We start from the raw sequence: 12,288 nt of genomic DNA on the forward strand, positions 1-12,288 counted from the left end.
TGGTGCAGCCCTTCCTGGACGTCCGCACGGCGGTTCTGAACGACACGCTCGAGGCTGCCTTCCGGCAGCGCTACCCGGGCTTTCGTCCCACCGAAGGTCAGCAACACGCCATGGCAGAGGCAGCCTGATCAGCCCCCACAACATTGCATGCTCTCCACCCGCTTCGACTACGGCGAGGTCCGACTGAACGCTTTGGCGCCGATCGGCGACCGGCTGCACCACCTGACCTTCACCGTCGAACGCCGGATGGTCTGGGTGATCAGCCTGCGCAAGGCGAGCAATAGGGAGATCGACCGGTATGAGGCCGAAACTGCAGCGCAATACCCCTGAGGAGGAGGCGGATATCCAGCGTGGGATCATGGCCGACCCGGATGCCCCCGAGTGGACTGAGACAGCCTTTGCCGAAGCACGGACGGATCACGAGGTCGTGCCAGCGATCGTCGCTGACCATGCGCGCCGGCGTGGTCGGGGCCCCCAGAAGACGCCGATCAAGGAAATGGTTTCGATCCGTCTGGACCGCGACGTGGTGGAGGCGCTGCGCGCCTCCGGGCCGGGCTGGCAGACCCGCGCCAACGATCTGCTGCGGAAGGCACTTGGCGGGCAGCGCTGAAAGGGGGGGCAGGGCGATTATGGCGCCCCGGTGTGGCGTGCGGCAAGCGCGGTTAGGGGAGGCTAGACTGGGTTGAAACAGCTTGACCCATGCTGCATTGCGCTGCCGATTCATCGCCGGAGACCGCCAATGTCAGATCTGGATCTCAAGCGAGCCAGCAAGTTCATCGCTCTCATACTGCGACATAAACCAGAGGTGGCAGGCCTGACCCTAGATGCCGAGGGCTGGACAGACGTCGAGGACCTATTGCGAGGTCTCAGGGCAGCGGGGCGGCCGCTGTCGCGAGATGAGCTAGCACCACTGGTCGAGGCGGACGCCAAGGGCCGCTATGCCCTCTCACCCGATGGCCAGCGCATCCGGGCGCAGCAGGGGCATAGCGTGGCTGTGGACCTGAGGCTGCAGGCTGCCACGCCGCCTCTCAGGCTCTATCATGGCACGGTCCGGAGCGTGCTCGACGCCATCCTCGTTGAGGGTCTGCGTAAGATGCAGCGGCATCACGTGCATCTATCACCCGATGTCGAGACTGCCACAGCGGTTGGGGCCCGGCGTGGCAATCCGGTCATTCTGGAGGTGGACGCGGCAGCAATGACAGCCGATGGATACGCCTTCCTGCGCAGCGCGAACGGCGTCTGGCTCACCGACGCGGTGCCGCCCCAGTACCTACGCTTGCACCGGGCAGAAGCGGCGCTGCCTCACACCTAGACGACCGGCTTGGCGTCGTAGAGCACAAACTGCGTCGATGTAGGTGATGGGCTGACGGCGGCATCGGCAAGTGCTTATCCGATTGCGGCTTTCCCCAATTGTGGCGCCTCGGCTGGCTTGCGGCAAGGTTCACTACCACACGTCTGGATGCCACGAAGCGATAGACCATTTCTCGGTGCTCCAGGGTGTACCAACCCCCGCTCACATCCAGGCGGCGTCAGCGAACGTCATCCGTCCTTCGGCACGGCCATAGGCAAGGTAGTGCTCGAGCGGATCGACACCAGCGGCGGCAACGTCCGGGTAGTTTGCAAGGTAGGCAGAGGTGTTGAAGCCCGGGCTCGGGTCGCGCCCCTCACGCCAGCCAAACAGGTGGTAGTGCTCGCGCGGATCCACTCCCGCCTGCGCCACATCGGGATTGGCGGCGAGGTAGAAGGTCGAGTCGAACAGCACATCGCCCGCCGAACCCGGGACGGAGCCGCCATGCGGCACGAGACGGAAAACGTCACCGTCGAAGTCAACTGCGTAGAGATGGCCGAGGGCGTCCTCGCCGAACGAGGATGGAGCATTGAGTTGCTGCCCTGGGGCGAAGAGGAGCTGGTTGGTCAGGTTCTTGACCGTCGCCCCAGCCCCGCTGTCCCTGGTGAGGGCGAAGACATGACCCGAGCCGAAATCCGCAAAGACGTAGGCGCCCTGCAATGTCTCCCCCGGCCCGCGATACACGTAGCCGCCGGTGACCGCGAAGCCGAGATCACGCCCATAGGCGAACACGGGTGGCGTCAACCCTGACGCGTCGGCAACTGCGCCGGGCAGGTAGGGGGCGGAGCCCTCGAAGCGGTTCCAGCCGTAGTTCGCGCCCCGCACGCCGAGGTCAATCTCCTCGGAGGTGCTCTGGCCGACATCACCGATCCAGAGCTCGCCGGTCACGCGATCAAAGGAGGCGCGCCAGGGGTTGCGCAGGCCCCAGTCCCAAACTTCCGGCGCACCGCCGCCAGCGATGAACGGATTGTCCTCGGGAATGGCATAGTTGCGGGCCAGATCGGCCGGATAGGCATCGGGCCCGTCAACGTCGATGCGCAGCATCTTGCCGAGCAGGGATCCGGTGTTCTGGGCGTTGCCGAACGGATCACCCGCGCCGCCACCGTCGCCGGTGCCGATGTATAGGTTGACGTCCGGGCCGAAGCCGATCCAGCCACCTTTATGGTTGCTCAGGCCGTCCGGCTGATCGATGCCGAGGACCAGCCGGCCGCTCGCGGGATCCGCGTGGGACGGGTCGCCGGCCAGGGTGCGGTACTCCCTAACCTCGGTGTCGCCAATGGTATTGGAAAGGTAGACAAAGAAGCGCCCGTTCGCGCCGAAGTCAGGGTGAAAGGCTAGCCCGAGCAGTCCTTCCTCACCGGCCGTGGAAATCGTTCCGGACAGGTCGAGGAAGGGCGACGGCGCGAGGGTGCCCGTGGCGAGGTCGAGAGATTCGATCCGCCCCCCTTTCTCGACGACGAAGAGGTGCGCCGGATCCGATGCGGGCGCGGTGGCGAAGAGTGGCTCCGAAAGCCTAGTGCTGACCCGGAGAGCCTCAATTGTAACAGGCAGCGCAGCGGCCATTGGCGCACCCTCCGATCTGATCCACTCGAAGCACGACCATGCTGGATATGAGCTTTCAGGGGCTGGGTGTCAGCTTGCGGGTAGCGCGGTTCACCGCAAACGGGAACCAGCTTCAGGCGTACCGTCGTGCTAGCTTGCCTGCTGCCACGAGGGCTGGGTAGGGGGCCTTCCGGGCAACGTGAGACGTCTCCGCGCCGTATCATGCCGGCGCGAACAGCTCCTCAACCTCCGCCTCCGTGAGCTGTAGCGCGCCGCCGTGCTCCGCATCCAACACCGCGGCGACTAAGGCGCGCTTGCGGTCCTTCAGCGCCTGCATTTTCTCCTCGATGGTGCCGAGCGCAACCAAGCGGTGCACGAAGACGTGCCGCTCCTGACCAATGCGGTGGGCGCGGTCAGTCGCCTGGTCCTCCACCGCCGGGTTCCACCAAGGGTCGTAATGGATCACCGTGTCGGCGGCGGTGAGGTTCAGCCCGACCCCGCCAGCCTTCAGGCTGATCAGGAACACCGGCACTTTGCCGGCCTGGAAGCGGCGCACCGGCGTGCTGCGGTCCACGGTGTCGCCGGTCAGCAGCACGTAAGGCGTGCCCGCCTGCTTCAGCCGCGCCTCGATCAGCGCCAGCATCGAGGTGAACTGCGAGAATACCAGCACGCGCCGCCCCTCGCCGAGCAGTACCTCGAGCAGTTCCATGAGCCGATCGAGCTTCGCGGACCCGGCTTTCTTCGCCGAAGCCATCTTCAGGAGCCGTGGGTCGCAGCACGCCTGTCGCATCTTCAGCAGCGCGTCGAGGATGATGATGCCGGACCGTGCCAGCCCACGCTCGGCGATCGCGGCCTGCACCTTGGTGTGCATGGCGACCCTGATCGCCTCGTACACGGCGCGCTGTTGGGCCTCCAGCTCAACCGGCTCCAGGATCTCGGTCTTCGGCGGCAGGTCCTGAGCCACCTCCTCCTTGGTCCGGCGCAGCAGGAAGGGGCGCACGCGCCGCGCCAGGATTGCCTGCCGCTCGGTGTCGCCGTGCTTCTCGATCGGTGTGCGGTAGCGGCTGCGGAAGGCCGAGGGGCTGCCGAGAAAGCCGGGCGCGAGAAAGTCGAACAGCGACCACAGTTCACCGAGATGGTTCTGCAGCGGCGTGCCGGAGAGGCAGAGCCGCTGCCGTGCCTTGAGGCGCAGCGCCTGGCGCGTGGTCTCAGCGTTCGGGTTCTTGATCGTCTGCGCCTCGTCCAGCACCACCACGTGCCAGTCCTGCGCGGTCAGCACAGCATGGTCCCGGCCGAGCAGGGGGTAGGTGGTGATGACCAGATCATGCCGGGGAATGTCGGCGAAGTGTTGCTTGCGCGACGGACCGTGCAGCGACAGCACGCTGAGGGAGGGCGCGAAGCGCTCCGCCTCGCGCATCCAGTTCGGCACCAGGCTGGTGGGGCAGACCACCAGCGCCGGCCGGTCGAGCCGCCCCGCAGCCTGCTCCACCACGAGATGAGCCAGGGTCTGCACCGTCTTGCCGAGACCCATGTCGTCGGCCAGCACGCCGCCAAGTCCGGCGCCACGCAAGAACTGCAGCCAGGCGACGCCCTGCGCCTGGTAGGGCCGCAGCGCACCGGCAAAACTCCCAGGCAGCTGCACCGGCGGGATGGCACCGCCGGCCTCGCGCAGCTGCCGCCCGAGCTGCCGCACTGCCTCGCCCCCCTGCAGCGCAAGGCCCGACCGCTCCTCCAGCCAGGCGAGCTCCGCGGCCTCAGTGCGCATGAAGCCGAAGCGCCCGCTTGTGCCCTCGCCCTCAGCGCCGGTGCGATCGGCGAACAGCTCAATCAGCGCGGCCAGGATCGGTACCACCTGCTGCGCCGGGAGCGTCAGTAGCCTCCCGCCCGGCAGCGGCAGCAGCACCGGCGCGTCGTCCTCGGTCTCCTCCGCCCCGGCCGCGATCAGCTCCGTCGCCTCACCACTGGAGATCAGGCGGACCAGGGCCGGCACCAAGTCGACCGACTGGCCCTCGACCGTCACGCCGAGATGCAGCTCGAACCAGTCGATGCCCGAGCCTTCCTCGATCTGCCCGCTGATGCCGCCTTCCGGCTCGACAAGGCGGATCGGGAAGTCGGCGGCGACCTCCACTGTCCAGCCCTCAGCGCGCAGGTCCGGAATGTCATCGAGCAGAATGTCCACCCAGTCCGCCTCGTCCGGTTCGGTGCCGAGCAGGAAGTCGTCGTTCCGTCGCGCGAAGGCCGCCGCGCCGGCATACCCGAGCAACCGCTGCGCGGCATCGCGGGCGGGCAGAAAGCCGATCTCCTCCAGCCGCTCCACCGCGGCCCGCTCGCCCGCCGTGTCGCGCTGCACGCGGTAGGGCCGGCCCTCCCGCACCACGATGGGAGCGGATGTGGGGTCGGAGGCCGCCACCGTGACGGGCCCGTAGCCGAAGGTGAGTCGCGCCACTGGCACCTCGCGCGGTAGGTGGGGCAGGAAGGCGAAGCCGCGATGGTGCATGGTCAGGTCGAAGGGCAGCGGCGCCAGCATGAGCCGCAGATGCGGCTTCACCGGGCCGCGCAGAGGCTGAGGTGCCGGCAGTTCCACCGGCACCGGCAGGGACGGTGCCTTCGCCCGGCGTGCCAGTTCGACCGCAATCTTCGGGGCGAGCGCCAGCGGCACCGGCGGTGCAGCCAGGAGACGTCCGGCCAGGGGTGCCGGAAGCCCGGTCTCCACCGGTCCGACCAAGCCCGCGGTCGGGTCAACATACCAGGGTTCGGGCAGGCCGACGGCGATGAAGGGCTGGTCAGGCGCTCGGTCCGGATCGTCCGCAGTCAGGTCCAGTTCCAACGTCGCGCGCTGGGAGCCGTCCTCCTGCACCGCCCAGGCGACGCGGCCGGGGCGCGGCGGACCCTCTGACAGGGTGGGCCCTTCGAGCGTGCCCCAGCGCGCCTGCCCGGTCGCCAGCACGCGGCGCAGCAGGTCGGCCGGCTCCTCGTCGACCGAAATCAGCCCGAGGGCCGGCCCACGACGCGCCACCCGGGCCAGGATGACGCGGTCGGCGGTCCGCAAGTGCCGCGGGGGCGCCTCTGGCCGATAGCCCTGCAAGGGAGAGCCCGTGCCAGGCGTGCCGTCCTTGCGTAGCCGTGCCGAGACACAGGCGAGGTGGAGCGTCGGTGTGCCGCGCGGCGCATCAGCCCGCGTCAGCACGTAGAACATCCGCTGCTGGCCCTGCGGTGCGGCGCGCTCGGCGGCGTCCACCTCCTCGGGGTCGAGGGTGCCGAGCCAGGCCGCCAAGTCGGCGGGTAGTGCCGGATCTACTGGCGGTGGGCCCGGCAGCAGGGTCGGGAGAGCGGGTTGGCCGGGCGGCGTTGCCGCGCGTCTCCGCGGCGGTGCCAGCTTGGTCGGGGCAGCAGGCTGTTCCTCCCGTTCCCGTACGGCCAGCAGCACGGCAACGACATGCTTGCAGTTCTGCCGCGTCCCACAGGTGCACCGGCCGTAGAAGGCGTTCCCCAAGCTGCGGGGGTCGAACAGCTGGATGCTCGGGCTGTACGAGCCGCTGGGGAGGTCCATGACGACGGCGCTGATCCGGCGACCGTCGTTGGACACCAGGATCGAGCGGACGCGGTCCAGCTCCGCCAGACGCCGGCCGGCGTCGAAGCTGGCCCGTCGCGACACCGTCCGCAGGATCGCGGCGTCATCGGGAAGCAGGCCGTCCACGATGTTTGCGGAGGGCGAGGGGGTGCGGGCACGATGAGAGGACATTGCCTTCAATGTGGCGGGTTGTGCCGGTTGGAACCAGTCCGAGCCGCCAGCGGCCGCGACATGGCTGCCGAGAGGCCCGCGGTGGAGGCGATGGGCGCGTGAGGGTTGAGCTTCCGTTCTTCTCAGCAGCAGTATGTGCTGCCTTGAGCACGGGCTCGGCCTGCAGCGAAGCCGGCACCATCACACAAGTGCCGCAGCCCGCACCGCTGGATATGGAGCCTGCCGTGCCACCTGGCGAAACTGCGGTGAGGAAGCAGCGCAAGCTGCGGGGCCAAGAGCCACGTGGAGTGGAGGAGATAGCCCGACATTTGGCCGACCCGTTCGCGGACGGCGATGACGGCGCGAACTGCCTTATACTGAGGTTACTTGGTCGAGCCAGCGAGAGAGAGGGACTGCCGCAAAGTTGGGGGTCAGCTGCGGCAGGTCCGCCGCATCGCCTACACCGGCATCCCTGAATTCGGCCCCGAGCAACGCTTTCCTCCGGCTGACGACCTTCGACCAAAAGCCTCTATCACCGCGTGACCCCCAACTTTGCGGCAGTCCCGCGGACCTCGGGTTCCCGCCGCTCGGTGGCCCGTCGTGCCGGGCGCTGTGCCGTGAAGACCCAGGCCCGCAGGGTGCGCCCGAGAGCTGAGGCTGACAGTCGCACCCCGGTCTCCCGCTCGATCAGGGCGCCAACCGCTTCGCGGGTCCACAACGAGAATGGCAGCTTCAGCTGATCCGGGCAGCGGTCCGCGATAAGGCGCCGGATCCGCTGCTCCTGTTGCGGCGAGAGCGGCTTCTGCTCGCCTGGACGGCGGCCGCGCCGTCCACCCTCCAGCGCCGCGTCGCCGGACCGTCGTGCCGCCTCGACCCACTCTCCAACGAAGCGGCGGTTCACGCCGACAGCCGCCGCGGCCTCGAGCCGTGTCTTGCCTGCTTCGACCATGGCCACCGCTACCCGGCGCAGTTCTGCCTGGGTGGTCGGGTCGAGCTTGCGGAAGTCACGACGAAGCACCATGCCCAGACCGTCGCACAGTGCACGGCAAAGTGCTACCTATTTGGTGGCCAGGTTAATAGCATCTGGCTCTGTTTAGTGTGGGCGCGGTTGAAACATTGCTGGCTGAAGAGGGATTGGCGCGAGTCCTGACACAACCGTCAAAGATTGCCGGCTCGGTGCGAGACTGCAGTGTTTTGATTGCCTTCGCCAAGAGGACGCAGATCGGCGCCAGTAGCACCCAGCCAGCCACGCCGTGAGGCAGGCAACCTGCGTCGCGGCCGACGAGCTCCGTTTCGTGGCGTGGTGTTGGCCTGGGCTCCCATGCTAACAGGTGACCCAACCCCTATGTGGCGATCTCAGGTCGCACATGACGCGACACCCGAAGGTTCCTATGCTTCGCCACTGCCGGAGGAGGATACGGAGTATGACGGCGCCGAGCATCGGGTACCTGCTGCCGACACGCGAGCGCGTCATGACCGGCGAGCACGAGACTGGTCCACTTCTCGCCTTGGCCGAACGGGCCGAGGCCCTCGGCTTCGCTTCCGTTTGGGTCGGTGACAGCGTGACAGCCCGGCCGCGCCACGACCCCATGACACTGATGGCCGCCGTCGCCGCGCGCACCCGACACCTCTCGATCGGTACCGCGGTGCTGCTGCCGGCGCTGCGCAACCCGGTGCTGCTGGCACACCAATGGGCGACGCTGGACCGGATCTCCGAGGGACGGGTCATCCTCGGGGCGGGGATCGGCTCAGACGTGCCAAACATCCGCGATGAATTCGAAGCCTGTGGTGTGTCCTGGGAGAAGCGCCTGGGCCGCATGATGGAAGCGCTGCGCCTCTGCCGCGCGCTCTGGTCTGGAGAACCCGTCACTTGGGACGGCCGTTGGCGATTGAAACCTGGCACGGTCCTCGGCCCTACGCCGCACCGACCGGGCGGCCCGCCGATCTGGGTTGCCGGCAGCGCCCCTGCGACGATCGAGCGGGTTGGCCGACACTTCGATGGTTGGTTCCCGAACGGCCCTGACCCGACGCAATACGCCGAAACCTGGCGGGCGATGCGCGAGGCCGCGTGCGCCGCGGGCCGCTCACCCAGCGTGATCACCGGCGCGGCTTACTTGACGTTGGCCATCGACGATGACGCGCACCGTGCCGAGGATCGGATGAGTCGATTCCTGGAACGCTACTACAGCACGCGCCCCGACATTATGCGCAAGCGCCAGGCCTGCTTCGCCGGGTCGCGCGACGCTGCGCGCGACTGGCTCGCCGCCTATGCCGCCGCGGGGGTAGAGCACTTCTGCCTGCGCTTTGCCGGTGACCACGAGCGGCACATGGACGAAATAGCCGGGCTGCGGGACGAGATTGGTCATTGAAAAGGCACTGGACAGGCGCCTACCGCTGGTTCGAAAAAAAGCGGCTTTCTGCTGTCACTTCCGCAGTCGTCGACCGGAGCCTCCTGCATGGCTGATCTCTTCTCGATGCCCACGCACCCCGCCCGCAGCCGTGTCGCCCGGACCGCCGCCGCGCCGGAGGACGACGTAGTAGCTCCACTAGAGGTGTTCGAGGCTGAGCTGCGAGGGCAGCGTCGGACTAACTGGCCCAGCCTGTTCCAGGGCTACCATAGCCTCAAGGCGATCACTTTCTCCTCCAGCATTCCGGCTTTGCTAGCGATGGCCGACTTGTTTGAGGATATGGAGGTACTGTTTGGCTCCGAGCGAGTTCTGGGCAGGGAACTCGGAGCGCTCGAGGATGCCACAGCGCTCGCTGGCTATCGTTTCACCGACCTGCTTGCTGACCAGAAGGCGGCTATTGAGCATCTCCTTCGCCCGGCGCTGCGCCGAGGTGGGCAGCCATTGCTGCGGCGGGTACAAGAGGGCAGCCTACGCTTTGCCGTTCTGCGGCAGGCGCCGAGCCACGAGAAGCTCTATCTTCTGCAGGGTGGAGCAGGCCAGCGGGTAATTCTCGGCTCGGCTAATCTCTCGCTCGCGGCCCTGACGGGGCGCCAGCGTGAAACCTTCGTGGTTTTTGATGGCACCGCGGCCTATTCTGCTTTCGCTGACTACGCCGCGCGCGATGCGGAGCGAGCTGACGCGATCCGGCCGGAGCTATTGGTTGTCTCCGAATTGCCTGCCGGAACTCCGCCTGCCAACGATGCGGAGCCGTCCGAGCTTGCGGTCGCGGCGCAGCCCGTGCCGATCGAGGCCTTGCCAGCGGTGCGAAGCTTGGAGGCTGGGCTGGTGGTGGTGGAACAACCCCGCCGCATCATTGCCGCGACGCCTGGCGCCGAAGCGTTGCGCGAGGCGGGCCGCCTTGGTGCGGAGCTTCGGGAAATGAGTCTTGAGCGAGATCGCAAAGGGGCGACGGTCGTCACCGCCCGCAGCCTGCTGCAGGCCTGGCGCACGCTCACCTCGAAACCTGTAGTGCATGAGAGTGACCGTCTGCACACTGGTCTTGTTGACCTCGGGAGCGGACTGGTCAGCCTTGACGGCGTACCCTGGCACGAGATCGGCAAGGAAGTTGCGCTCGAAGAAGTGCGGCGCGATGCCGAGTTGCTTGATGCCTACATGCGCTCCTTTGCGGGCTTTTACGGCGACACTGCGCGCATTCAGCGCGGCTACTGGGCACTCATGGCCTGGCTCTACGCTGCGCCTTTCGCGCCGCTGCTGCGTTCGGCAATGACGCGCCACGACGGAGAGACCTTCCGCTATCCCGTCTGCGGCTTGGTCTATGGTCAGTCGCATGGTGGCAAGAGCCATTTGTCGCGCGTGCTGGTGCGATCTATGTTCGGCGTCCATAAGGAGCTTCCCGGGCGAGACTTCACGACCGCAAGGGCGCTTGGTCTACGCGATCGAATGGCGGCCATCCCGCTGGTGGTTGACGACCTGAACAATCGCAAGATGACCGAGCACCTGCCGGATCTGGTCAAGGCTGACCGCGAGTTTTCCGAACGGTACGCCCCAATCCTGATCAGCACAAACCGCGACGTTCAGGCAGTGGCACCCGAGCTGCGCAAGCGCATGGTCGTGGTGCAAGTGGCTGGCTCGAAGCCGAAAGCGCTCTCTACAGTGCCGGCACAGCGCGCTATGGCCATCGGCACCGGGCTGTACCGTGATTACCTGAACCGCCTGGCGCCACGGATCCCAGAGATGCTCGCCGCCATTGCCGCCGACCCAGGTGAGCCGCCCGACCTGATCGCGTGCTCGGCTGCGTGTCTCCGTCTGACCCTGGCCGCGGCTCTCGGTGAGGCTCCCGACTGGGCGCCGGCGTTGCAGTCAGAGGATGTCGACACTTTAAGAGACCGACCGTTCCTGGAAGCCTTGGCCGAGTTGACTGAGCGCGCCTCGGGTCAGGTAACGGTCGACCGCCGGGCTGGAGTGATGAGCCTGCGGTTTGCTGGCGACACGAACGCCGCGTTGCGCTTCGAGAAGCTGGTGCCCGCCCAGGTGCTGCGCGGTCGAATTGCTGACGCGCTTACCCTTGACCTCGTCGCGCTTGAGCGCGAGTGCGGCTACGCTGCGCCAACGGCGGCTCGCTTCTGGCTCAACTGGTTCCGGAAAAGGTCGTGACATCGGGCGACCCCCTCCGAGCAAGCGAGCTCACCAACAATCAAGTGGGAGACGATCGTCCAATGCACGGCTTGTGCATACCGCTTCTGTTGAAACGAATGTCCACAGGAGGGCCGCATCGATGCCTGCTTTGAAGACACATCAGATATCTCGATAATACGAAAATGCCGACTCAAATCGAAAGCGAGAGTCAGCGAATAAAATATTTATTTTCCATAAACTGTATTATGCGGCAACTGCGTAAATCGAACAAAATTTCGTCCGTGTGCCATGGACTGCTATGATTGGCCGCCCAGAAACTTCAACGACGCTGGAATGCCTCGACTGTCGCGGCGGCAATGCGGGCCGCCAAAGGCATGGTGTCAAGCCGGCGGGTTCTGTTGCAAGTTTCGGCATCCACACCGACCGGATACAATCACCGGCATGGCAAAGCGGCATCGACAGCCTCGGTGAGGCCGGACCAGTCTTTCAAGGGGCGGCAGGTCACCGCTGAGGTGATCCTCTGGGCAGTCCGCTGGTACCTCATGTTCCCCAACAGCTACCGTGACCTCGAGCTGATGCTCGCTGACCGCGGCGTGAACGTGGACCATACGACGGTTTTCCGCTGGATCCAGGCCTACGCCCCGGAGATCGAGAAGCGGATCCGGCCGCATCTGCGGTCGAGCAATGGCTCGTGGCGGGTCGATGAGACCTACGTGAAGGTCAAGGGCCGCTGGACCTACCTGTACCGTGCTGTCGACAGCCGCGGCCAGACGATGGACTTCCTGCTCTCGGCCAAGCGGGACGCCGAGGCTGCGAAGCGGTTCTTCCGCAAGGCGCTGGGTCAGCCGCACACGGTGAACCCGCGCACCACCATGGTGGACAAGAACCCGACATGCCCGTGTGCGGTCGAGCAGCTGAAGGAGGATGGTGAGCTGTGGCGACGCTCGCGGCTACGCCAGTTCAAGTACCTCAATAACATAGTGGAACAAGACCATCGGCGCGTTAAACGTCTGATCAGGCCGGGGTTGGGCTTTGGTGGATTCCACACGGCGCGACGAACACTGGCGGGCTACGAGGTGATAGCGATGATGAGAAAGGGGCAGGTTCGGAGGGTTGGTGGACGCGACATGCGG

Annotated in this window: 9 protein-coding genes; 6 read left to right on the plus strand and 3 right to left on the minus strand. The window is 66.5% G+C overall.

Annotated elements, in window-relative coordinates; translation table 11 throughout:
• The first annotated feature begins 147 nt into the window (after positions 1-147).
• The 3 genes from Q7A36_RS35160 (at position 148) to Q7A36_RS35170 (ending at position 1,312) form a co-directional block, all read left to right on the plus strand.
• Positions 148-330 carry a BrnT family toxin gene (locus Q7A36_RS35160; protein WP_305108465.1) on the plus strand — a complete coding sequence of 61 codons (183 nt, stop codon included), beginning with the start codon at positions 148-150 and terminating at the stop codon, positions 328-330.
• Entirely contained in the window at positions 299-610 is a 312-nt protein-coding gene (locus Q7A36_RS35165; protein ID WP_305108466.1) for a BrnA antitoxin family protein, read from the plus strand. Before Q7A36_RS35160 ends, Q7A36_RS35165 begins: the two co-directional genes overlap by 32 nt.
• Positions 611-739: 129 nt before the next feature.
• Positions 740-1,312, plus strand: a complete 573-nt coding sequence (locus Q7A36_RS35170; RefSeq protein WP_305108467.1) for an RNA 2'-phosphotransferase — start codon at positions 740-742, stop codon at positions 1,310-1,312.
• Between the two features lie 201 nt (positions 1,313-1,513).
• Here the strand turns inward: Q7A36_RS35170 and Q7A36_RS35175 are convergent, their stop codons facing one another.
• The 3 genes from Q7A36_RS35175 to Q7A36_RS35185 all read right to left on the minus strand — a co-directional run bounded on the left by Q7A36_RS35175 (position 1,514) and on the right by Q7A36_RS35185 (position 7,632).
• The gene (locus Q7A36_RS35175) at positions 1,514-2,911 is read right to left on the minus strand and encodes a PQQ-dependent sugar dehydrogenase (protein ID WP_305108468.1); all 1,398 of its coding nucleotides are present in this window, start codon (positions 2,909-2,911) and stop codon (positions 1,514-1,516) included.
• 199 nt (positions 2,912-3,110) lie between these two features.
• A complete protein-coding gene (locus tag Q7A36_RS35180) occupies positions 3,111-6,587 on the minus strand; it encodes a DEAD/DEAH box helicase (protein WP_305108469.1) in 3,477 nt (1,158 codons plus the stop codon).
• 556 nt (positions 6,588-7,143) lie between these two features.
• Entirely contained in the window at positions 7,144-7,632 is a 489-nt protein-coding gene (locus Q7A36_RS35185; RefSeq protein WP_305108470.1) for a winged helix-turn-helix domain-containing protein, read from the minus strand.
• Positions 7,633-8,035: 403 nt separating this feature from the next.
• On the opposite strand from Q7A36_RS35185, the gene Q7A36_RS35190 reads away from it, so the two are divergent.
• The 3 genes from Q7A36_RS35190 to Q7A36_RS35200 all read left to right on the plus strand — a co-directional run.
• Positions 8,036-8,980 carry an LLM class flavin-dependent oxidoreductase gene (locus Q7A36_RS35190; protein WP_305108471.1) on the plus strand — a complete coding sequence of 315 codons (945 nt, stop codon included), beginning with the start codon at positions 8,036-8,038 and terminating at the stop codon, positions 8,978-8,980.
• Positions 8,981-9,067: 87 nt separating this feature from the next.
• Positions 9,068-11,173: a phospholipase D family protein gene (locus Q7A36_RS35195; RefSeq protein ID WP_305108472.1), complete on the plus strand. Its 2,106-nt coding sequence runs from the start codon at positions 9,068-9,070 to the stop codon at positions 11,171-11,173.
• A 449-nt stretch (positions 11,174-11,622) separates the two neighbouring features.
• Positions 11,623-12,288, plus strand: a 666-nt coding sequence (locus Q7A36_RS35200; RefSeq protein ID WP_370655761.1) for an IS6 family transposase, incomplete at its 3' end; no start/stop codon positions are given.

Source organism: Paracraurococcus lichenis, from assembly GCF_030657435.1.
GTDB classification, from domain to species: Bacteria; Pseudomonadota; Alphaproteobacteria; order Acetobacterales; family Acetobacteraceae; genus Paracraurococcus; species Paracraurococcus lichenis.

Bases quoted from the DNA above. Each gene is read 5' to 3' on its own strand.
- Q7A36_RS35170 (WP_305108467.1), top strand. From the start codon at position 740: ATGTCAGATCTGGATCTCAAGCGAGCCAGCAAGTTCATCGCTCTCATA.
- Q7A36_RS35195 (WP_305108472.1), top strand. From the start codon at position 9,068: ATGGCTGATCTCTTCTCGATGCCCACGCACCCCGCCCGCAGCCGTGTC.
- Q7A36_RS35185 (WP_305108470.1), bottom strand. From the start codon at position 7,632: ATGGTGCTTCGTCGTGACTTCCGCAAGCTCGACCCGACCACCCAGGCA.
- Q7A36_RS35190 (WP_305108471.1), top strand. From the start codon at position 8,036: ATGACGGCGCCGAGCATCGGGTACCTGCTGCCGACACGCGAGCGCGTC.
- Q7A36_RS35160 (WP_305108465.1), top strand. From the start codon at position 148: ATGCTCTCCACCCGCTTCGACTACGGCGAGGTCCGACTGAACGCTTTG.
- Q7A36_RS35175 (WP_305108468.1), bottom strand. From the start codon at position 2,911: ATGGCCGCTGCGCTGCCTGTTACAATTGAGGCTCTCCGGGTCAGCACT.
- Q7A36_RS35165 (WP_305108466.1), top strand. From the start codon at position 299: ATGAGGCCGAAACTGCAGCGCAATACCCCTGAGGAGGAGGCGGATATC.